This is a genomic window from Streptomyces sp. NBC_01116, from assembly GCF_041435495.1.
Classification (GTDB): Bacteria; Actinomycetota; Actinomycetes; order Streptomycetales; family Streptomycetaceae; genus Streptomyces.
On sequence record NZ_CP108644.1, the window covers coordinates 4544237 to 4566472 of the forward strand.

17 protein-coding genes and 1 tRNA gene are annotated in these 22236 nt (G+C 69.4%); 6 read left to right on the forward strand and 12 right to left on the reverse strand.

Annotated elements, in window-relative coordinates:
- Nucleotides 1–7: 7 nt before the first annotated feature.
- From OG245_RS19815 to OG245_RS19830, 4 genes are all read right to left on the reverse strand, one after another.
- Complete coding sequence (locus tag OG245_RS19815; protein ID WP_371624828.1) at nt 8–4774, reverse strand: putative T7SS-secreted protein; 4767 nt, start codon at nt 4772–4774, stop codon at nt 8–10.
- 3 nt (nt 4775–4777) lie between these two features.
- Complete coding sequence (locus OG245_RS19820; RefSeq protein ID WP_371624829.1) at nt 4778–5425, reverse strand: hypothetical protein; 648 nt, start codon at nt 5423–5425, stop codon at nt 4778–4780.
- Nucleotides 5422–5853, reverse strand: a complete 432-nt coding sequence (locus tag OG245_RS19825; protein ID WP_371624830.1) for a hypothetical protein — start codon at nt 5851–5853, stop codon at nt 5422–5424. Before OG245_RS19825 ends, OG245_RS19820 begins: the two co-directional genes overlap by 4 nt.
- Before the next feature lie 169 nt (nt 5854–6022).
- Nucleotides 6023–6093: transfer RNA gene (locus tag OG245_RS19830), tRNA-Gly, on the reverse strand.
- A 511-nt stretch (nt 6094–6604) separates the two neighbouring features.
- On the opposite strand from OG245_RS19830, the gene dcd reads away from it, so the two are divergent.
- Nucleotides 6605–7180, forward strand: coding sequence for a dCTP deaminase (gene dcd / locus OG245_RS19835; RefSeq protein ID WP_003967584.1), 576 nt, complete (start codon nt 6605–6607; stop codon nt 7178–7180).
- A gap of 6 nt (nt 7181–7186) precedes the next feature.
- Complete coding sequence (locus tag OG245_RS19840) at nt 7187–7687, forward strand: phosphoribosyltransferase (protein WP_007452875.1); 501 nt, start codon at nt 7187–7189, stop codon at nt 7685–7687.
- Nucleotides 7688–7810: 123 nt separating this feature from the next.
- Here OG245_RS19840 and OG245_RS19845 read toward each other — a convergent pair whose 3' ends face one another.
- The 4 genes from OG245_RS19845 to OG245_RS19860 form a co-directional block, all read right to left on the reverse strand.
- Nucleotides 7811–8800, reverse strand: coding sequence for a Yip1 family protein (locus OG245_RS19845; protein ID WP_371624831.1), 990 nt, complete (start codon nt 8798–8800; stop codon nt 7811–7813).
- Nucleotides 8801–8918: 118 nt separating this feature from the next.
- A complete protein-coding gene (locus OG245_RS19850; protein ID WP_371624832.1) occupies nt 8919–10067 on the reverse strand; it encodes an FG-GAP repeat domain-containing protein in 1149 nt (382 codons plus the stop codon).
- A 219-nt stretch (nt 10068–10286) separates the two neighbouring features.
- Nucleotides 10287–12554 carry a (Fe-S)-binding protein gene (locus OG245_RS19855; RefSeq protein ID WP_371624833.1) on the reverse strand — a complete coding sequence of 756 codons (2268 nt, stop codon included), beginning with the start codon at nt 12552–12554 and terminating at the stop codon, nt 10287–10289.
- Nucleotides 12555–12649: 95 nt separating this feature from the next.
- On the reverse strand, nt 12650–13264 hold the full coding sequence (locus tag OG245_RS19860) for a sugar transferase (protein WP_371624834.1): 615 nt from the start codon (nt 13262–13264) through the stop codon (nt 12650–12652).
- A gap of 634 nt (nt 13265–13898) precedes the next feature.
- Between OG245_RS19860 and dnaK the strand changes: the two genes are divergently transcribed.
- From dnaK to OG245_RS19880, 4 genes are all read left to right on the forward strand, one after another.
- Entirely contained in the window at nt 13899–15752 is a 1854-nt protein-coding gene (gene dnaK, locus OG245_RS19865; protein ID WP_371624835.1) for a molecular chaperone DnaK, read from the forward strand.
- The gene (grpE, locus tag OG245_RS19870) at nt 15749–16399 is read left to right on the forward strand and encodes a nucleotide exchange factor GrpE (RefSeq protein WP_371624836.1); all 651 of its coding nucleotides are present in this window, start codon (nt 15749–15751) and stop codon (nt 16397–16399) included. Before dnaK ends, grpE begins: the two co-directional genes overlap by 4 nt.
- Nucleotides 16400–16495: 96 nt before the next feature.
- On the forward strand, nt 16496–17686 hold the full coding sequence (gene dnaJ / locus OG245_RS19875; protein WP_371624837.1) for a molecular chaperone DnaJ: 1191 nt from the start codon (nt 16496–16498) through the stop codon (nt 17684–17686).
- 1 nt (nt 17687) lies between these two features.
- Nucleotides 17688–18140, forward strand: a complete 453-nt coding sequence (locus tag OG245_RS19880; protein WP_371624838.1) for a heat shock protein transcriptional repressor HspR — start codon at nt 17688–17690, stop codon at nt 18138–18140.
- A gap of 134 nt (nt 18141–18274) precedes the next feature.
- Here the strand turns inward: OG245_RS19880 and OG245_RS19885 are convergent, their stop codons facing one another.
- From OG245_RS19885 to OG245_RS19900, 4 genes are all read right to left on the reverse strand, one after another.
- A complete protein-coding gene (locus tag OG245_RS19885) occupies nt 18275–18799 on the reverse strand; it encodes a hypothetical protein (protein WP_371624839.1) in 525 nt (174 codons plus the stop codon).
- A gap of 118 nt (nt 18800–18917) precedes the next feature.
- Nucleotides 18918–19919 carry a LuxR C-terminal-related transcriptional regulator gene (locus tag OG245_RS19890; protein ID WP_371624840.1) on the reverse strand — a complete coding sequence of 334 codons (1002 nt, stop codon included), beginning with the start codon at nt 19917–19919 and terminating at the stop codon, nt 18918–18920.
- A 25-nt stretch (nt 19920–19944) separates the two neighbouring features.
- Nucleotides 19945–20931, reverse strand: a complete 987-nt coding sequence (locus OG245_RS19895; protein ID WP_371624841.1) for a LuxR C-terminal-related transcriptional regulator — start codon at nt 20929–20931, stop codon at nt 19945–19947.
- A gap of 232 nt (nt 20932–21163) precedes the next feature.
- Nucleotides 21164–22147 carry a helix-turn-helix transcriptional regulator gene (locus OG245_RS19900; RefSeq protein WP_371624842.1) on the reverse strand — a complete coding sequence of 328 codons (984 nt, stop codon included), beginning with the start codon at nt 22145–22147 and terminating at the stop codon, nt 21164–21166.
- Nucleotides 22148–22236 lie beyond the last annotated feature (89 nt).

Genomic DNA, 22236 nt, shown 5'->3' on the forward strand with positions numbered 1-22236 from the left:
ATTTCCCTCAGTCGCCGAAATTGAGAAGATCGAAAATTCTCCTGTGGAAGTAGTGCTCGTCGCCCATCCCTGTGTGGCCGCGGATATAGTCGAAGTCGTGAGGCTTTCCGTCTCCGTACAGGCGACTGTACCGGTCCATGAACGCTTCTGCCTCAGCAGGAGACATCTCCACGACATCGGCTTTATGTAGCGACGAAAAATCTGAGTCGGATATTCTGAATCTCAGAACTTCGACGTCGGCTCCACGGCCGCGGAGCCGTTCCGCGTAGCGAGCCGCTTCCTCCGCTGACCCCCATGAGTAGACGCCTTCTCCGTATTGTCCACGAATATCTTCTGTCGGCCAGGGTGTTCCGTCTCCTCGCAGACGAGTCGCGTTGGCAGCATCCTGGACGGAGTAGAACTCGTGATATTCGGGAGCGAGCCCCAGTGGGTCCGCCCAGGTGTGAGGGTTGTGAACATAGGTGGACGGATTGGGAGCGGGAGTCAGCCCCAGAGGGTCCGGGGTGAGGTAGCGGGCGGTCTGGGGATCATAGTGACGGTGGTGGTTGTAATGGAGGCCGGTTTCGGGATCGAAGTACTGGCCCGGGAACCGTAGCGGCGTGTAGGTGGTGCTGCCCTTGGCCCAGGCTGTCGTACCCCACAAGGCCGTGCGACTGCGCCAGGCAAGGGCGCCCACCTCGTCAACGAGTTCGGTGGGACTGCCCACAAGGTCGGTGACCATGGCGAAGAAGCGTTCGTCGATCGCTTCCTGGGACGCCTTCGCATCCAGGAGACGTTCCGTCTGTGCCAAGGGGCGGGTGCCCTGATGGTCCCAGGTCAGGGTGACGGTGTGGGGCAGATCGGCCGAGTCGGTGGACTGTTCGCAGAGGGTGGTGCCGTCCCAGGTGAAACGGGTCTCCTCCAGCACCGTCTCGCCGTCCTGGGCGAGACGCTGCTTCGCTGTGCGCCGCCCCAAGGGGTCGTACCGGTAGCGCCAACGGGTGCCGTCGGGCGTGACGGTGGAGACCAAGCGGTTCTCCGCGTCCCAGGCGTAACGCCAGGTGTCGGGTTTCCGGGAGAGCCGGGCTATCTGGCGCAGGACGATACGCCCGGCTGCGTCGTGTTCGTAGCGCACCTTCCCGGCCTTAACGAGGGTCGTGCCCGCGTATTCGCGCGCGCCGGTCGCATCGCTGCCAGGGTGGAACGAGGGCCAAGAGGCTGAAGTCTGATTGCCCGCGGTGTCGTACGCGTATGTCTCGGTCCAGTTGGCGGCGGTGACCTTGGTGACTCGGCCTGCCTCGTCGAGGCCAAAGCGGTGAAGGCCGCGCGAGGCGTCGTCCAACGCCTCGAGATGACCATCGGCCCGGTAGCTGTAGGAGCGGCGGTTCACCAAGCGATCGCCCGCCAGCAGGTGCTGCGCGGACAGACGGCCCGCCTCGTCCCAGGCCGAGGTCAGGGTGGCCGTGTCACCGAAGGCGCGTTGTACCTCGCGACCGATGGCGTTGTAGGCGAAGGTGACGCGGTGGTCGCCGCTGTTCAGACCGGTGAGACGTCCGGCCGGATCGTACTCGCGGGTGGTGCGCTTCCCGGTGGGAGTGGTCCGGTGGGTACGGCGACCCAAGGCGTCGTGCGCGAAGGTGAGCACACGACCGTCGGCCAGTTCCGTCTTGACGTGCCCCCCGCGCCCATATTGGTACATGAGATCGCCGTCCGGCCCGGAAGCCTCCACCAGACGTCCAGCCCGGTCATAGGTATACGCGGTGCTCCGGCCCGCAACGTCTTTCCCCACCACCCGGCCGAGTGCGTCGTGCGTGTAGGTGATGGTCTCGCCAAGCGGATTGGTGCGCGCGCTGATCTGTCCGGCGGAGTTCCGGTGGTAGACGTGGACACGACCGTCGAAGTCCGACTCGGAGACGAGCCGCCCGGCATCGTCATAGGTGTACGACCAGGTCAGACCCTGCGGATTGGTGACCTGGGTCAGCCGCAGCTCCGCGTCGTGGGTGAACTCGTAGCGCGCGCCGTCCGGGCCCGTTCGTGCCTTGAGCAGGTCGAAGTGGGTGTATTCGAAACGGGTGATACCGCCGACCGGGTCGGTATGGGCGAGGCGGTTTCCTTCACCGTCGTAGGTCCAGGTCTCCGTCGTGCCGTCGGGTTCAGTGCGTTGCGCGAGATGGCCGTCGGCAGTCCATGTGAAGACGGTGGCCGCCCCCACCGGGTTCGTCACGCGCACGGTGCGGCCCAGGGAGTCCCGCTCGTGGCGGGTCACGCCACCCAGGGGGTCGGTGACCTCCAGTGGCAGCCCGGCCGGGTCGCAGCTCACCTTGGTGACATGTCCCAGCGGGTCGATGACCGAGACGAGACGGCCCTGTGTGTCGAAGCCGTAGCGAGTGCTCTGCCCGGCGGGGTCGGTCACAGCGACGCGATTGCCTCGGTCGTCGAACTCCTGCTCCCAGCGGGCGCCGTCGGGCCCGGTGAACCGGCTGGGTAGACCGAGCTGGTTGCGGTCCGTGCGCTGTTCGCTGCCGTCGGGTCGGATGATCGAGGTGAGTCTGCCCGCCGCATCGTAGGCGAAGGCGGTGGTGTGCCCGACGGGGTCGGTACGGGTCAGTTGACGGCCCGAGTCATCGTAGGAGAAGTGTGTGGTGTTGCCCAACGGATCGGTGGTGGCCAGGATGCGGCACGCGCCATCGATCAGGTGCTTCGTGCTGCGCCCGTCGGTCGTGGTCAGCGTGGTGAGCCGTCGACCGGTTGAGGGATCCGGCTCGCCATGGGTGAGAGTGAGCTGGAAGTGCCCTGCCTCGCCCCCTTCGGCGACCACCCGGTCTTGGTCGTCGTAGGCGTACGCGTAGCGCGAGCCGTTGGAGTCGGTCCACGAAGTGACCCGGCGGCGGCCATCGTAGGTGAACGTGAGTGACGCGCCCGACGGCTTGGTGACGGTGACGAGGTTGCCATCCGCGTAGCCATACCCCATGAGGCGCTTCGGCGCGTCACCGTCGACGTGGTCGCTCGCCGTGCGCGGTGAACCGACGAGGTCGAGCGCGGTGACGAGTCCGGAGTCCGTCGTGGTCCGGATCTGGTATCCCGCCGCATGCACGAGCGCCAGGGGGGTGCCGTCCTCGGTGCGGTCGATGGAGATGGTCTGCCCGTTCCGGTCGGTGATCTGGACGAGCCAGGCAGCACCGTCTCCACCGGGTTCGCATCCGGGCGGAGCCGCGAAGTGGCGTACGAGACCGGTTGAGGGATCGGCGACGGTGTAGTCGCCGTCTACGTCGCGGCCCAGGATGCCCCGCGTGGTCCCGGAGCCCGGGAGCGTGGATAGCCCTGGCACGGGATGGGGGTAGGTGATCAGCAGTCCGTCGTCGGTGACGTGGATGACCCCGGCCGCGTCGATCTCCAGGCGTTCGTCAACGGTGGAAGACCAGGAGGGGCCGAAGAACCGGCCCGCGGTGTAGCCCGATTCCACCCGGCGGGTGAAGGCCAGGGGCAGGACACCGGGCAGGACCACGTCGGTCTGGGGCAGGAACATGCGCCCGGAGGCGAGGTCGACCGGGTCGGTGCCCTGGATAGTGCGAATGCCGTCAGGGCGGTTGTGGGTGCCGTCGGGTGCGGCGCGCTCCAGTCTGCGTGCGTCGGAGGCGAGGTCGGCAGCTTCCTTCACCACCCGAGCGCCCTTGACACCGGCGCCCGCGCCGCCGGTCGCGGCGGTGAGGGCCAGGTCGGGCAGAAGCCGCCCGAACCCCTCGGCTGGGTCCTTCATGAACCCGTCGATCATCTGCTTTCCGGTGCCCCAGGGGTCGTTGGCGACCCGGACGAGCCCGGCGGCGGTGTTGTTGAGCGCGAGCGCGTACTCCGCGGGGTGCGTGATGTTGTACGGGTCCGTGGGGTTGACGCTGCGCGCGAAGTTCAGGATCCCCGCCGCGCCCTTGAAGACGCCGCCGGCGATATGGGTCTTGATGACCTGGTACTCGGCGAGGCCGTCCATGGCCTGCTCGGAGTACCGCGGCTTCGCCGGCGCGGTGTCCCGCGCAGCCGTTACCGCCTTGCGCGCGGTCTCGGCCGCCGTGTTGCGCTGCTTACGCGCCTCCGCGAGCAGCTCTTGCGCCTCTTCCATCCGCCCCGTGCCCGGGTCGTTGAAGGCGCCGGGCTTGGGCGGCAGCGAGGAAGGGTCACGGTCGGCGGCGGGCTTGGCGTTGTAGGCGTCGACGGCCTTGTTGTACGTGGTCGTCTTCGCGTTGTGCGCGTCCCTGGCGTCCTCGGACGCCTTGGTCCCGGCCTTCCACTTGTCGATCGCGGTCTGCGCCTGCCCCTGCGCCCACTCCACGGTCCCGGCGAAGGAGTCGAGCGCACCGGCGGCCTTCTCGAAGGCGTCGGCGGCCTTGAACCACTTCGGCGGCTCGATCGACACGGAGTCCCGGAACGCATCAGCCGCCTGTCCTTTGAGCGCGGAGGAGTCGACTCCCTTGAGCCCGCCGCCGACCTTGTCGAACGAGCCCTGCAACGTACGCAGATGGGTTGCGGTGGACCGGATCTCGGACGGGCTGCCGTAGATCAGCTTCGTCTTGTCCTCGGTCTGCCCGAGGTCCATTTCGTCGACCTCGGCGCCCATCCGGTTCGCGACGGATCGGGACTTCTCCCGGACCCAGTCGGCTCCGGACTCCCAGCCGGCGTCGTCCAGCCGGTCACCGGCCCAGTTCCCGGCGTTCTCGACTCGGTCACCGGCCCACTCGACACCGTCCTCGACCGCGTCCTCGACGACATCGGGCGTGATGTCACTGACGAAATCCTTGAACCCCACGACCTATCTCCCCCCGCCGCCCTGCTGCTGCCGGGCGCGTTCCTCGGGTGAGGGCCCGAACGTGTCGTCCACGGACCGGTCGAACGCGTCCTGGTCCACGCCGAACATCTCGTTCAGTTGGTCCGCCTGACGTCCGCCGTTCCCCTCGGTGACGAGCGCCCGCCCGGTGTCCTTCCAGGTCTGCCCGGCCTCGTCTGCTGTCCGCTCGAACGACTCGTGGCTGTAGTCCGGGCTCAGATAGTCCGGGGTGAAGACATCGCCCCAGTCCTGCTTGACGATCTCGTCCTCCGACGCATGCGGATTCCCCACGCCCGCGTTCACGACGATCTTCATCGTGCCCTCGACGTACTGGTCCTCCTCCCACACGATCCCCGCCGCAAGCCCCAGCTTCGCCGCGATCGCGTTGGCGTCCTGGACCAGCGCCCGCACCCCCCACTCCCACCGCTCGCAGAAGTCCTCGAAATCAACCGACAGCCCGTGATGCCCGGCCTCCATGCCGGTCATCGACAGCTCGGACAGCCCCTTGCCCAGCACGGCCCCCGTACCGGTGCCGACCTCCTTCAACTCCGCCACGGCCTCACGCAGCCCGGTGGTGATCAGCTGAACACTGACCGGATCGACGTTGAGGTCCTCCGCCCCCGTACCGCTCACCAGTCCTGCCCCCCGCTCGGTACGTCCGCATCGACGGCGACGGCATCCGGCACGATCCCCACCACCGGCGGAAACAACATAGAACCGTCCGGATCGGCCACATTCACCGCGACCCCGGCCGGCACCCCCATCGCCGGAATGACTTCGTCCAGCAACCGCGCCCCCCGGAACGCGGCATACTCCCAGCTCCGCGAGGCGACTCCGGCCCCCTCCACGGCAGCCCGCTCCTCGGCGAATCGGGCCAGCGCAGCCTCGTCGGTGAACCCGCACACCCACCGGATCCCACCGAACTCGGCGGTCCACAACCCGCCTCGGTCGTACGGTACGAGCACCAAGGCCCGCCGCAGCTCTCCCACCAGGGATTCCGGGTCACCGAACCCAGCCCGCCGCTCGGCTATCCGATCCACCAGCGCTGACTCGTCACCCACCGGAAGCCTCCCCCGTACGCGGCTCGTCACCCTTCTCTTCCGCACACGTTAGGGCACCACGCCCATCCGCAACCACGCGGTTCCAACCGCCCGCACGGCCTCCACACACGATGCCGAGCCGACCGAACGCAAGAAAGGCCCTGGTCTCCGACCAGGGCCTTCATCAAAGAGCGGGTGACGAGAATCGAACTCGCGCTCTGAGCTTGGGAAGCTCATGTTCTACCATTAAACTACACCCGCGAAGCGTGCCGATCACCGGCGCTGCATCGTTCCACACTCTACCCCATGCCAGGCCCCCGGCGGATGAGCCGTGGGGCCTCCGTGTCGTGTGCCCGGTGGGGGAGGGCTGGTGGACGGGGGTGTGATGGGCGGGAGTTGGGGGCGTAGCGTGGGTGGTCGGAGTGCCGCGTGGAGTGGCGTCTCGTTCATCCCCTAATGTGGCTTTCTCGTCCATATGTGGTTGGGGAAGGGACTTGATGGAGTCGATGGAGCGCACCGTCGTCCGCTGTGCCGAAGGGCATGTTTTCGCTACCTCGTCGTTCCCGATGCAGCAGCTCGGGGCCGGCCGGATCGGGCCCGGGCGGTTGATCCGGTGTCCCCGGTGTGCGCGGTTGCGGCAGGCCGTGCCGGTGGCGTTCGAGAAGCGGTAGCGGGCGGAAGCGGGAAAGAGATGTAGCGGGGCGGAGGTGTTCCGCGGGCGCGCGGGTGGTCCGGTTGGGGCGGGCTCGCGCGTTCTGCGTATCCTCGGTGGGTGCTTCTCTCAGACAAGGACATCCGGGCCGAGATCGACGCCGGCCGAGTCCGTATTGATCCGTACGACCCTTCGATGGTGCAGCCGTCGAGCATCGACGTGCGGCTGGACCGCTACTTCCGGGTGTTCGAGAACCACCGGTACCCGCACATCGATCCGGCCGTCGAACAGCCCGATCTGACCCGTACGGTCGAGCCGGAGGGCGATGAGGCGTTCATCCTGCACCCCGGGGAGTTCGTGCTGGCGTCCACCTACGAGGTGATCTCGCTCCCCGACGACCTGGCTTCGCGGCTGGAGGGCAAGAGTTCGCTCGGGCGGCTCGGGCTGGTGACGCACTCGACGGCCGGGTTCATCGACCCCGGGTTCTCCGGGCACGTGACCCTGGAGCTGTCGAATCTCGCGACCCTGCCCATAAAGCTCTGGCCTGGCATGAAGATCGGGCAGCTCTGCCTGTTCAAGCTGACCTCGTCCGCCGAGTTCCCGTACGGCTCCGAGCGGTACGAGTCGCGGTACCAGGGGCAGCGGGGGCCGACGGCGTCGCGGTCGTTCCAGAACTTCCATCGGACCCAGGTGTGATCAATCATGGCGAGTGACGAGCGGGAAAATCTGACGTACGAGGGGTTCGGGCGGGCCGTGCGCGAGCTGGCGCAGGCCGTCGCCGACGACGGGTACGAGCCCGACGTCGTGCTGAGCATCGCCCGGGGCGGGGTGTTCGTCGCCGGCGGGCTTGCGTACGCGCTCGACTGCAAGAACATCCACCTCGTCAATGTGGAGTTCTACACCGGGGTCGGGACCACCCTGGAGATGCCCGTCATGCTGGCGCCCGTCCCCAACGCGATCGACTTCTCCGAGAAGAAGGTGCTGATCGCGGATGATGTCGCTGACACGGGCAAGACGCTGAAGCTCGTCCACGACTTCTGCGTCGACCATGTCGCCGAGGTGCGCAGCGCCGTCATCTACGAGAAGTCCCACTCCCTCGTGAAGTGCGAGTACGTGTGGAAGAAGACCGATCAGTGGATCAACTTCCCGTGGAGTGTGGAGAAGCCCGTCGTGCGGCGGGACGGGCAGGTTCTCGACTCCTGATCTCGCGGTGTGCGTACGTGCGGGTGCGGTGTCCAGGTGCGTGCGCAGTGCCAGTGTGGGAGAAGGGCCCCGGAGTGCGCGTTCCGCACTCCGGGGCCCTTCTCGGCCTTCTCACGCCGTTCCTCAGATCGTGCCCAGCTTGATGATCGACAGCAGTGCGATCAGCTGGATCGCCGACGCACCCAGCGCCTTCGGCCACGGCAGGTCGTGCGACTTGCTGACCATCGACGTGAACAGGGCCCCGGCAGCCAGCCAGGTCAGCCAGCCCACGATCTGGACCAGGGAGTTCTCGCCGCCCAGGAAGAGGGCGAAGAGGAGGCGCGGGGCGTCGGTCATCGACATGATCAGCATCGACAGGCCCACCGTCGGCTGCCACGAGCCCGTGCCGCCGAGCTGGCGGGCCAGGGTGTGGGTCACCGCGCCGAGGACCAGGCCGCCGATGACGAAGCCGACGCCGGTGAACAGGACGTACGGGATGGCCGTCGAGATCGTCGCGTTGATCGCTTCTTCGCGCGCCTGGTCGAAGCCGAACAGCGCGAGCAGGCCGTAGACGAACGTGACGACCAGCGCCGGGCCCCAGACCGGGTAGTCCCGCATCTGCCAGAACGTCGCTCCCGGGCGGGCCACGATGCCTGTCAGCAGTTCCTTCCAGCGCAGGCGCGGGCCTGTCGGCTGGGCGGGGGCGGAGCCCGCCTGGTAGGTGTTGCCGCCGTTGTACGGGTCCTCGTCGACGCGGAACGCCTGCGTGTGACCCGGGTTGTTGGCGTAGGGGTCATGGGGCGCGGGGTCCGCGTACGGGTCGCCGAAGTACTCCGGCTCGCCGTGGCCGCCGTGGGGACCGTGCCCGTGGGGTTGGCCCTGGCCGTGTCCTGCCTGTCCGCCGTGTCCGCCCGGTCCGGGGCCCGCGTAGTCGCCGCCCGTGTTGTACGGGGCGCCCTGCGGCGGCCCGTACGGCGGTGGCGCTCCGCCGTTGGCGGGGCCTCCTGCCGTCGGCCACGGCTGAGCACCGTACGGCGGCTGTGGTGCCTGCCCTCCGTACGGCTGCTGCCGCTGCTGCTGCGGTTGTTGCGGGGTGCGGTTGTCCCGGCCGCGTCCGATCCTGAATCCAGCCACCCGTCGAACGTACCTGGTCCCCGGGGGTGGGGGGTGGGGGCCGGGGGAACCCGTCCGCCTTTGCGGCCGAGCTGTGACATCCCCTAGGGGCCGCACCCCGGGCCCCGGGAGGGGGAGTTCAGGGGAGGAACAGCGCCGTGGAGAAGGTGAGTACCGGCCTGTCCGTGTTACCCGCCGTGTAGAGGGCGATCAGGTCCTGCCGCTCGCCCCGGTACGTCCGCACCACCGTGTCCGGCTTCTTGTCGGCGTCGTAGTCGCCGTGGTCCAGGAGGACGGTGCGGGTGGTGCCCTTGGCCTTCAACGGCGCGCTGGGGAGTTTCTCCGCCCGGAACGCGTAGGCGCCGCCCGGCCGGACCGGGCCCTTCGCGGAGCCGAGGAGGAGGGTGCCCTTGCCCGGCCGGCCGGGGGCGTGCGGGCGGGCGGCGGCGACGAGGTCGTCGTAACCGTCGCCGTCGGTGTCGGCCCGGGGCTCGGGGGCGTAGAGGTACGGGCTGCCGTCGGGGAGCAGCTCCGCGCCGCTCGGGGCACCGGTGCGGGTGAAGGGGCCGCGCAGGAAGGTGATCCGGCCGGCGCTGGCGGTGACCGCGAGGTCGGCCTCGCCGTCGCCGTCGAAGTCGCCGCAGACCGGATGCTCGGGCCATTCGTCGCCGAACCGGGCCTGCGCCGGGATGCGTATCGTGACCGCCTTGCCGGTCAGGCCCTCCGGGGAGCCGAAGAGGATCTGGAGGGGGACGGGCGGGGCGCCGACGCCGTTGTACGGGGGGTCGGTGGAGACGATCAGATCGGTGAAGCCGTCCCGGTCCAGGTCGCAGGCCGCCTCGGCGTCGAACGCGGCGGGCAGGGTGTCGCCGGACTTCGCCGCGTTCGCCCGGGCGCTCAGCAGTTGCCGGGTGGCCGGGTCCAGGGGGCGGTCGTCGGAGCCGTAGACGACGCCGATGCCCGCGTCGTCGCCGTGGCTGTCCTCGGGGGCCTTCACCAGGTCGTCGATGACCAGGTCGCGGTGGCCGTCGCCGTTGAAGTCGTACGGGACGCGGCTGCCGGTGCCGCGGGGGACGGGGGCGCTCCCTGTCTCCGCCTGCGTCCGTGTCCGCGCCCGGGGCGGGGTGTCGCCGTTCTTGCCGCCGGACGCGGGGGACGCGCCCGTACAGGCCGTGAGCGTCAGCAGCAGGGCGGTACAGCCCGCGGCGAGGGCGGGCGTCAGCCTGCTGGTGACCGCTTCCCGCGGGTGTTCGGTGCGGGTGCGGCGGGTGCGGGTGCGTGGGCGCACGGGGGCCTCGTTCGTCGTTCGTCGTACGTAGTCCGGGAGTCGTGGCGGGCGGCTCCGGGGCACATGATGCTCCAGATACGTCGTCGCGTACATGCCGGGGTTCACCGTTCGCCTGCGGCGGTCGTCACGTCCGGCGGGCGGAGCTCCCGCGCCCCACGGAAAAGCGGCCGGTCCTGCCCCCGAGGCAGGTCCGGCCGCTCATCGCTTCGGTGCGTCAGGTCACTTTGCCGGTTCGGGCTCCGGCGCGTCCACCTGCTCCGGCTCGCCCGCCGGATCGGCCGGGGTCTTCACCGACTCCAGGAGGAGCTGCGAGACGTCCACGACCTGGATGGACTCCTTGGCCTGGCCGTCGTTCTTCTTGCCGTTGACCGAGTCGGTCAGCATGACGAGGCAGAACGGGCAGGCGGTCGAGACGATGTCCGGGTTGAGGGCGAGGGCTTCCTCGACGCGCTCGTTGTTCACGCGCTTGCCGATCCGCTCCTCCATCCACATCCGGGCACCACCGGCGCCGCAGCAGAAGCCGCGCTCCTTGTGGCGGTGCATCTCCTCGTTCCGCAGCCCCGGGACCTTCGCGATGATCTCGCGCGGCGGGGTGTAGATCTTGTTGTGACGGCCCAGGTAGCACGGGTCGTGGTACGTGATCAGGCCCTCGACCGGGGTCACCGGGATCAGCTTGCCCTCGTCGATGAGGTGCTGGAGCAGCTGCGTGTGGTGGATGACCTCGTACTCGCCGCCGAGCTGCGGGTACTCGTTCGCGATCGTGTTGAAGCAGTGCGGGCAGGTCGCGACGATCTTCTTCGACGACTTGGGCTTCTTCGTCTCCGGCTCGTCCTCGTCCTCGCCGTACGCCATGTTCAGCATCGCCACGTTCTCCTGGCCGAGCTGCTGGAACAGCGGCTCGTTGCCCAGGCGGCGGGCGGAGTCACCGGTGCACTTCTCGTCGCCGCCCATGATCGCGAACTTGACGCCCGCGATGTGCAGCAGCTCCGCGAAGGCCTTGGTGGTCTTCTTGGCCCGGTCCTCCAGGGCGCCCGCGCAGCCGACCCAGTACAGGTAGTCGACCTCCGTGAGGTCCTCGACGTCCTTGCCGACGATCGGGACCTCGAAGTCGACCTCCTTGGTCCACTCGACGCGTGCCTTCTTGGCCAGCCCCCAGGGGTTGCCCTTCTTCTCCAGGTTCTTGAGCATCGTGCCCGCCTCGGACGGGAACGCGGACTCGATCATCACCTGGTAGCGGCGCATGTCGACGATGTGGTCGATGTGCTCGATGTCGACCGGGCACTGCTCGACGCAGGCGCCGCAGGTCGTGCAGGACCACAGGACGTCCGGGTCGATGACGCCGTTCTCCTCGGCGGTGCCGATGAGGGGGCGCTCGGCCTCGGCGAGGGCGGCCGCGGGGACGTCCCTCAGCTGCTCCTCGGTGGCCTTCTCGTTGCCCTCCATGTCCTTGCCGCCGCCGGCCAGGAGGTAGGGGGCCTTGGCGTGCGCGTGGTCGCGCAGCGACATGATCAGGAGCTTGGGGGAGAGGGGCTTGCCGGTGTTCCAGGCGGGGCACTGCGACTGGCAGCGGCCGCACTCGGTGCAGGTGGAGAAGTCGAGGATGCCCTTCCAGGAGAACTGCTCGACCTGGGAGACGCCGAAGACCGCGTCCTCGGCCGGGTCCTCCCAGTCGATCTCCTTGCCGGCCGTCGTCATCGGCTGGAGCGCGCCGAGCGCGACGTCGCCGTCGGCGTTCCGCTTGAACCAGATGTTCGGGAAGCCGAGGAAGCGGTGCCAGGCGACACCCATGTTGGTGTTCAGCCCGACCGTGATCGCCCAGATCATCGTCGTGCCGAGCTTGATCATCGCGAACAGGTAGACCAGGTTCTGCAGCGTCTCGGTGCTCAGCCCCTTGAAGGCCAGCACCAGGGGGTACGAGGCGAAGTAGGCGGGGCCGTAGCTGTCCACGTGGTGCAGCGCGCCCTCAAGGCCGCGGAGCAGCATGATCGCGGCGCCGATGATCAGGATGATCGCCTCGACGAAGTACGCCTGGCCCATCTTCGAACCGGTGAAGCGCGACTTGCGGCCCGCCCGCGAGGGCAGGTTCAGCTGGCGGATCGCGATCAGCACGAGGATGCCGAGGGTCGTGCCGAGCGCGATGAACTCGATGTAGACCTCGTACGGCAGGAAGGTGCCGATGTACGGCAGCACCCAGTCGGCCTTGAACAGCTGGCCGTACGCCGTGACGATCGTCAGGCCCAGGGTCAGGAAGCCGACCGCGACGAACCAGTGGGCGACGCCCACGATTCCCCAGCGGTTCATGCGGGTGTGACCGACGAACTCCTTGATCAGGGTGATCGTCCGCTGCCTGGGGTCGTCGGTGCGGCTGCCTGCTGGTACCGGCTGTCCGAGACGGACGAAGCGGTAGATCTGCGCGACGGCTCGGGTGATGAGCGCAACGCCGACGACCGTCAGCACCAGCGACACAATGATCGCGGCGAGTTGCATTTCGGGGCTCCTCGGGCCTGCGAGAGCGGGGTTCTGTTCCTGCTACCCGCTACTACTAAGCAGTAACTTAATTAGTCTGTGCTGACACTATCCACTTATTCCACCGTGCTGTAGCCGGGTCGTCGGTGATCTGCGTCGCTCAGGTGTGCCTTGGTCCGGCGGGCCTTCCGGAGCCGCGTCCGCAGGGGGGCGCGTGCGGCTTCGGCGAGGATCGCCAGGTCGAGCACCACTCCATGGTGCTCTGCGTAGTGCTGGTCCAGCAGAGCGGGGTCGTCCCACGGCATGCCGGAACGGGCGCGTACCTGTGCCAGTCCGGTCAGCCCCGGCCGCAGTTCCTGTCGCCACTGCCGGGCTCCGGGCCCCGTGGCCCGTGGGTCGCCCGGGGCCAGTGGGGCGGGGCCGACCAGGGAGAGGTCGCCGCGTACGACGTGGGGCAGGCGGGAGAACAGGTCCAGCCGGAGCCTCCGGGTGCGCAGGGTCCGCAGTTCGAAGACCCGGCCGCCCAGGCCGGTCCTGGGGCGGCGGTCCCAGGCGCCGCCCGGCGTGTGCCGCGCGCTCAGGGCGAGGGCCGCGACGGCTACGGCGGGGGCGGTCAGGATCAGCAGGGCGGTTCCGAGGGCCAGGTCCAGGACCCTTTCGGCCGGTGTGCGCGGGAGGAAGCGGTCCGCCAGCCGCCCGGCCCGGTCGGCGAGGCCGGCCAGGCGTGCCACGGGGCGTGACGGGAACTGGCCCCTGACCGTGCCCGTCTCGCTCCTGTACGGGGGTGAGGGTTGGGGTGGCCGGGGGTGCGGAGGTGTCGGCCGGGGGCGTCGCGGCCGCTGGGGCTGCTGCGACCGCTGGGGCTGTCGGGGCTGTGGAGGTTGCTGAGGTTGTGGAGGTTGCTGGGGCTGCTCAGGTTGTGGGTTCCTGTGGGCCTTCTTCTGGCCCTGTTGAACCTGTTGGTCCTGCTGGCCTCTCTGGTTGCTCTTCAGGCTTCTCTGGTTCTTCCGCCGTACGCGCGGCTTCCTCGCGTTCTGCATCGCGCCCGCCCGGGGTTCGAGGTTCGATGGTGTGACGATCCACGGTGAAACCTGCCAGTCGGGGACGGTTGTGGCCGTCTCGCGGCATTTTGTGACAGAACGATCCCACGGTGAGACGGTGGGTCGGGTGGTGCGCGAGGGGTGTGGCGTGCGCGGGTGCGGTCGTGGGGTGGCCCAGGAGGGCGGGCGGAGGGCGGGTGTGCCCTGGGTGTGCTCTATGTGAGCACTTAAGTTGAGCGTAAGAGACTCAGGTCTGTTGACTCCGACGTCGGCGTCATGCATTCTTGAGTCAGATCCACTCAAGTAGTCAGTTGGAGGAATTGAAATGGCACGTGCGGTCGGCATCGACCTGGGCACGACTAACTCCGTCGTCAGCGTTCTCGAAGGCGGCGAGCCCACCGTCATCACCAACGCCGAAGGCGCCAGGACCACGCCGTCCGTCGTCGCCTTCGCCAAGAACGGCGAGGTGCTCGTCGGCGAGGTCGCGAAGCGCCAGGCGGTCACCAACGTCGACAGGACCATCCGCTCCGTCAAGCGCCACATGGGCACTGACTGGAAGATCGACCTGGACGGCAAGAGCTTCAACCCGCAGCAGATGAGCGCCTTCATCCTGCAGAAGCTGAAGCGCGACGCCGAGTCCTACCTGGGCGAGAAGGTGACCGACGCGGTCATCACCGTCCCGGCGTACTTCAACGACTCCGAGCGTCAGGCGACGAAGGAGGCCGGCGAGATCGCGGGCCTGAACGTCCTGCGCATCGTCAACGAGCCGACCGCCGCCGCGCTGGCGTACGGCCTCGACAAGGACGACCAGACGATCCTCGTCTTCGACCTCGGTGGCGGCACCTTCGACGTGTCCCTCCTGGAGATCGGCGACGGCGTCGTCGAGGTGAAGGCCACCAACGGTGACAACCACCTCGGTGGTGACGACTGGGACCAGCGCGTCGTCGACTACCTGGTGAAGCAGTTCGCCAACGGGCACGGCGTGGACCTGTCCAAGGACAAGATGGCTCTCCAGCGTCTCCGCGAGGCCGCGGAGAAGGCGAAGATCGAGCTCTCGTCCTCGACCGAGACCACGATCAACCTGCCCTACATCACGGCGTCCGCCGAGGGCCCGCTGCACCTGGACGAGAAGCTCACGCGCTCGCAGTTCCAGCAGCTGACCGCGGACCTCCTGGACCGCTGCAAGACCCCGTTCCACAACGTCATCAAGGACGCGGGCATCCAGCTCTCCGAGATCGACCACGTCGTTCTCGTCGGTGGCTCCACCCGTATGCCCGCCGTCGCCGAGCTCGTCAAGGAGCTGACCGGCGGCCAGGAGGCCAACAAGGGTGTGAACCCGGACGAGGTCGTCGCCATCGGCGCCTCGCTCCAGGCCGGTGTCCTCAAGGGCGAGGTCAAGGACGTCCTGCTCCTCGACGTCACCCCGCTGTCCCTCGGCATCGAGACCAAGGGAGGGATCATGACCAAGCTCATCGAGCGCAACACCACGATCCCGACCAAGCGTTCCGAGATCTTCACGACGGCCGAGGACAACCAGCCGTCCGTGCAGATCCAGGTCTACCAGGGCGAGCGCGAGATCGCGGCGTACAACAAGAAGCTCGGGATGTTCGAGCTGACCGGTCTGCCGCCGGCCCCGCGCGGTGTGCCGCAGATCGAGGTCGCCTTCGACATCGACGCCAACGGCATCATGCACGTCGCCGCCAAGGACCTCGGCACCGGCAAGGAGCAGAAGATGACCGTCACCGGCGGCTCCTCGCTGCCGAAGGACGAGGTCAACCGGATGCGCGAAGAGGCCGAGAAGTACGCGGAGGAGGACCACGCCCGCCGCGAGGCCGCCGAGTCGCGCAACCAGGGCGAGCAGCTCGTCTACCAGACGGAGAAGTTCCTCAAGGACAACGAGGACAAGGTCCCCGGTGACGTGAAGACGGAGGTGGAGACCGCTGTCGGCGAGCTGAAGGAGAAGCTCAAGGGCGAGGACTCCGCCGAGATCCGCACGGCCACCGAGAAGGTCGCGGCCGTCTCCCAGAAGCTGGGCCAGGCGATGTACGCCAACGCCCAGGCCGAGGGTGCGACCCCGGGCGCCGACGCCCCGGGCGACGCCCAGGGCAAGGCCGATGACGATGTCGTCGACGCCGAGATCGTGGACGACGAGAAGGACACCAAGGGCGGTGCGGCGTGACCGAGGAGACTCCGGGCTTCGAGGAGAAGCCCGACGTCCCCTCCGGCGCCACCCCTGATGACGCCGAGCCGAAGGCTGCCGACTCCTCCGAGGAGGAGACGGCGGCCCCGGCCGGGGACCTCGACCCGACCGTCGGTCTGACCGCACAGCTGGACCAGGTACGCACCGCGCTCGGTGAGCGCACCGCGGACCTCCAGCGGCTCCAGGCCGAGTACCAGAACTACCGCCGCCGCGTCGAGCGGGACCGGGTCACGGTCAAGGAGATCGCTGTCGCGAACCTCCTGTCCGAGCTCCTGCCCGTCCTCGACGACGTCGGCCGCGCACGGGAACACGGCGAGCTGGTCGGCGGCTTCAAGTCGGTGGCCGAATCGCTGGAGACCACCGTCGCGAAGCTGGGCCTCCAGCAGTTCGGCAAGGAGGGTGAGCCCTTCGATCCGACGATCCACGAGGCCCTGATGCACAGCTACGCGCCGGACGTCACCGAGACGACCTGCGTGGCGATCCTGCAGCCGGGGTATCGCATCGGCGAGCGCACCATCCGCCCCGCGCGGGTGGCCGTCGCCGAGCCGCAGCCGGGCGCCACGCCCGCCGCGGCCAAGGAAGAGAAGACAGACGACGAGGAGAGCGGTGGCACCGAGGAGGTCTGACGGCAACGCGTCTGACCACCACGGTGTCCACCGACCGGCCCGGCGGCCGGCCCACGGGCCGGCCGCTCGGCCGATCGTCCGGAAGGAGGGACGTCGATGAGCACGAAGGACTTCGTCGAGAAGGACTACTACAAGGTCCTCGGCGTCCCCAAGGACGCCACCGACGCCGAGGTCAAGAAGGCGTACCGGAAGCTCGCCCGCGAGTTCCACCCGGACGCCAACAAGGGCGACGCCAAGGCGGAGGAGCGCTTCAAGGAGATCTCCGAGGCGAACGACGTCCTCGGTGACCCCAAGAAGCGCAAGGAGTACGACGAGGCGCGCGCCCTCTTCGGCAACGGCGGCTTCCGCCCCGGCCCCGGTGGTGCCGGCGGCAACTTCAACTTCGACCTGGGCGACCTCTTCGGAGGCGGCGCCCCGGGCGGTGCCCAGGGCGGCGCGGCCGGCGGCTTCGGCGGCGGGGGCGGTCTCGGCGACGTCTTCGGCGGGCTGTTCAACCGCGGCGGCACGGGCACCCGGGTCCAGCCCAAGCGCGGCCAGGACATCGAGTCCGAGGTGACGCTCAGCTTCACCGAGGCGGTCGACGGGGCCACGGTCCCGCTGCGGATGTCCAGCCAGGCGCCCTGCAAGGCGTGTTCCGGCACCGGCGACAAGAACGGCACCCCCAGGGTCTGCCCGACCTGCGTCGGCACCGGCCAGGTCTCGCGCGGCAGCGGCGGCGGCTTCTCGCTCACCGACCCCTGTGTGGACTGCAAGGGCCGGGGCCTCATCGCCCAGGACCCCTGCGACGTCTGCAAGGGCAGCGGCCGGGCGAAGTCGGCGCACACCATGCAGGTGAGGATCCCGGCGGGCGTCTCCGACGGCCAGCGGATCCGGCTGCGCGGCAAGGGCGGCGCCGGCGAACGCGGCGGCCCGGCCGGCGATCTGTACGTCGTCGTCCACGTCGACGCCCATCCGGTCTTCGGCCGCAAGGGCGACAACCTCACGGTCACCGTGCCCGTCACCTATCCGGAGGCGACGCTCGGCGGCGAGGTCAAGGTCCCCACCCTCGGCGGCCCCCCGGTCACCCTGAAGCTCCCCGCCGGCACTCCCAACGGGCGTACGATGCGCGCCCGGGGCAAGGGCGCGGTGCGCAAGGACGGCACCCGCGGCGATCTGCTGGTCACCGTGGAGGTCGCGGTTCCCCGGGACCTCGGCCAGGAGGCCAGGGACGCCCTGGAGGCCTACCGGAAGGCGACCGCGGACGAGGACCCGCGGGCGGAACTGTTCCAGGCTGCGAAGGGAGCTTGAGATGGACGGCCGTCGACGCAATCCGTACCAGCTGACCGATGAGACACCGGTGTACGTGATCTCGATCGCGGCCCAGCTCTCTGGCCTGCACCCGCAGACACTGCGTCAGTACGACCGTCTCGGCCTGGTCTCCCCCGACCGTACGGCCGGGCGCGGCCGGCGCTACTCGGCCCGCGACATCGAGCTGCTGCGCGCCGTGCAGCAGTTGTCGCAGGACGAGGGCATCAACCTCGCGGGCATCAAGCGGATCATCGAGCTGGAGAACCAGGTCGCGGCCCTCCAGCAGCGCGTCGCCGAGCTCTCGGCGGCGGTGGACGGCGCGGCGGTCGCCATGCAGCAGCGCGAGGCCCAGGTGCACGCCTCGTACCGCCGGGACCTGGTGCCGTACCAGGACGTGCAGCAGACCAGCGCGCTGGTGGTCTGGCGGCCGAAGCCGAAGCGGCCGACGGACTAGAAGCGGCCGACGGACCGGTCGGCGGCCGACGGACCGGAGTCCAGCGGCTTCCTTCGTACGCTCCGTACACGTCAAGGGGCCGGGAGAGCGTTCATCCGCTCTCCCGGCCCCTTGACGTGTGCCGAGCGTGGTGCCTACGGCAGGAGCTCGCTGACCGCTTCGACCGCCATCATCCACATCGGCAGGCCGCCGGTGCCGAACGCGGCGGCCAGCGCGTAGCCGATCGCGGCGTCGGCCGGCTCGACGGCGGCTCCGGCCCGCCACTCCGCGATCACCCGCCGATCGCCGTCCGAGGAGAAGTCCCCGAGGTGCTTGCCGGCCCGGGTCAGCCGACTGCTCGGGATCGAGTCGGGCACGAGCCGGTAGGACGTACCCGCGCAGCGGACGTCGACCCGGTAGGACCGGCGGCGGAGCTTTCCCTTGCCCGGCCTGATCGTCGCTTCCCGGCCGTCCACGGTGAGCGTGAGCCGGCGGGGGTCGCGGGTGCCGATGGCGATGTGGTCGTCGATCTCCGTGCCGGGTGCGCGGGTGAGGACCACGCGGGGAATTCCCTCGCCGCTCACGACGAGCATCTCACCGTGCTCTCCGGTGAGTTCGACCACGATGCCCCCGTGGTGGTCGTCCTCGACGGCGGCGGGTAGGGGGGTGGTGTCGGTCATCCGGTTCTCGTGGTCCTTCGGTCGCGTGGCGGTGATGCGTCAGGTCGGTCAGGCCTGACGTGCGGGATTCTCGCAGGTGGCCGGGGAGTTCGGGGGGCCGTCGTCCGGCTGCCGCCGGTCAGCCGTGTGTCCGCCGGTCCGTCTCGGAGATGCCCGACCGGACGAGGAGTGCGCCGAGGTGGGTGCGGCTGGTGGCGCCGAGGGCCTGCATGAGCCGGGCGATGTGGGCGCGGCAGGTGCGGACGCTGATGCCCATCCTGCGGGCGACGACGTCGTCGACATGGCCTTCGACGAGGAGGCGGGCGATGCCGAGCTGGACGGCGGTGACGGGGGCGCCGGGCAGCGCGGTCTCCAGGGGCGCTTCGAACGGTGTGGCTCCGGCCCACAGGACGTCGTAGACGTGGACGAGGTAGCGGACGACGGCCGGGTGGGTGATGCGGAGGGCGATGTCGCGGTCGGCGGAGGCGGCGACGAAGGCGGTGGTCCGGTCGAAGACGAACATCCGCTCCGGGGTCTGCTCCATGGTGCGGATCTCCAGCCGCTCCTCCGGCAGCCGGTCCACGTAGTCCTTCAGATTCGGGTGGTAGCGGGCGGAGTGCTGGTAGATGTGGCGCATGTGCACGCCGCGTCGCAGAGGTGCCAGGGCCTCGTTCCTCGCCCGGACCAGGAGAGCCCCGGGGCGCTTGCTGCCGGGGTGGAGGGTGAGGATGTGCTTCTCGGCCGCGTGGACGGCTTCCTCGATGGACGACCGGATGGCGGGCTTTCCTTCGAGCACCGTGAAGGTGGAGCCGTGGGCGGGGCCCGCGATCGAGGCCAGCGGCGTCAGCGCGTCGACGAGGGCGGCGGCGGAGGCCAGCCGCTCGTCCAGGTCCCGGGCGAGCGGCCCGAGGAGCCGGGTCAGCGCCGCGGCCGCCGGTACGGGGAGCAGCCTGCCCGGGTCGTCCGGGTCGGGGCGGAGCAGCCCGAGCGGGACGAGGCAGGGCGCGCGGGCGGCGTCGGGCTCGGGGACGTGTCCCGTGCGGAGCGCCTCGGCGTAGAGGCCGATCGCCGGTGGGCAGAGTTCGTGCGGGGAGTGCGGGACGTGTGGAGCTGCGGGTGGGTCGTCGGCCCCGGTGCGCATCGGTCGCCCTTTCGGCTGGTGGTGGTCAGGGTCCGGGCGGGTCGGCGTCGACGATGCCTGACCGGACGAGGAGTGCGCCGAGGTGGGTGCGGCTGGTGGCGCCGAGTGTCCGGGTGAGCCGGGCGATGTGGGCGCGGCAGGTGCGGACGCTGATGCCCATCCTGCGGGCGACGACGTCGTCGACGTGGCCTTCGACGAGGAGGCGGGCGATGCCGAGCTGGACGGCGGTGACGTCGGTGACGGGGGCGGTGGTGGCGGGCTGTCGCCTGTACGGGGTGGCCTGCGCCCACAGGACTTCGTAGACCTGGACCAGGTAGCGGACGAGCGCGGGATGGCGGATCTCCAGGGCCGCGGTGCGCTCGGCCGTCGCCGGGACGTAGGCGACCGTCCGGTCGAAGACGGTCAGCCGTTCGATGGTCCGTTCCACGGTGCGGACCTGGAGGCGGTCGGCCGGGAGCTGGGCCGCGTAGGCGGCGATCTCCGGACTGTGGCGCGCGGGGTGCTGGTAGAGGTGGCGCACGCGGCCGCCGGCCGCGATGACGGTCCGTGCGTTCTCCAGGCACTCCCGGAGGCCGTCGGCCGGGCCGTTGCCGCCCGGCTCCGCGGTGAGGACCTCCTCCCTCGCGGCGGCCGAGGCGTTCCGCAGGGAGCCGGCGATGAGGCTCTCGCCTTCGAGGACGGTGATGGCGAGGTTCGGGTCGTCGACGGCCACCGTCGTCAGCGGGGCGAGTGAACTGCTCAGCGCGGCGGTGAGCCGGATGCGTTCGTCGATCTCGCGGGTGATGGGTCCCAGGAGGTGCGCCAGCGCGGCCGACGGCGGTACGGGGCGCAGCCACGCGTCGTCGAACGGGTCGGGCTGGAGAAGGGCCGACTCGATGAGGCAGGGGACCGGCCCGGTCGCGGCGCGGGCGACGCGGCCGTCGCGGAGCGCTGTCCCGTAGAGCCGGACGGCGGGCGGGCACAGTTCCCTGTTCCCGTGCGCGTGGGTCCGGTTCGTCCCCTCCGTGTGCATTGTGGGCCCCCCACTTCTCGCACTGCAACAAGATGACGGTGGCCAAAGCCTAGAGGGCGCGAAAGGCTCGCTCTGTCGGGGATTCCGGGGGGGTCCCGACAGCGCGGGACGCGGCCGCCTACTCCCCCTTGTGCGGTCGCGTTCCGGGTGGGCTTGTGCGGCCGTGTTCCGGGTGGGAGGGGAGCGGGGACGGGGGAGCGGGGACGGAGGGAGAAGGGGAGCGCCCGGGGGTTCAGGGGGTGTGGTCCAGGATTCCCGAACGTGCGATCAGGTAGCCGAGTTGGGCGCGACTGCTGCTGCCCAGAGCGGCGGAGAGCTTGGCCACGTGCGCACGGCAGGTGCGGACGTTCATGCCGAGCCGGCGGGCGATGGAATCGTCGACGTGCCCTTCGACGAGGAGTTGGGCGATGGAACGCTGAACGCCGCTGATTCCCTGGGGCATCGGGTCGTACTTGACCTCTTCGAGGAGAGGTGCGGCACGGGTCCACAGTTGTTCGAAGACCTTCACGAGGTATTCGACGAGGCCGGGGTGGCGCAGTTCGAGGGCGACCTGGCGGTCGTCCTGGGCGGGGATGAAGGCGACCGTGCGGTCGAAGACGATCAGGCGCTCGATGAGTTCTTCGAGCGTCCGGATCTCCACGTTGTCGTTGGCGATGCGCTCGGCGTAGGCCAGGGTGCTGGGGCTGTGGCGCACCGTGTGCTGGTAGAGGGTGCGGATGCGCACCCCGCGGTGGACGACGGACAGTCCGCGCTCCAGCGACTTGCTGAGCTGGTCCTCGTTGCGTCCGCCGCCCGGCTGGACGGTGAGCACCTCGGCCCGGCACTCCGTGGTGGCGAGGTCGAGGGCCGCGTTGATCCGGTTGACGCCCTCCAGCACGGTGATGGCGTGCGTCGTGGGCGGGCCCTGGGCGCTGATGTCCATGAAAGGCTCGAAGGACTCGGTCAGTTCCACCGAATGGCGTCGGCGTTCCTGGATCTCGCGTTCTATGGGATGCAGATGCTGGGCCAGCGCCGCCGACGGCGGTACCGGCCGGAGCCAGCCGGCGTCGTCCGGGTCGGGATGGAGCAGGGCGAACTCCATCAGGCACGGAGCGGGTTCCAGCTCGGACCGGGCGATGCGGCCGGACCGGAGTGCGGTGGCGTAAAGACGTCCCCCTGCCTCGCACAGTTCGGTGATCCCGTGAGGATGTGTCTTCTTTGTGTGGCTTGTGGTCATTTCTCCACCCCCCAGGTTCCTGAACATTCAGGAACATGATGCATCGACCCAGTGGTGTTCGCGTGCCCAGGTGGGACATCGTCTTAGGT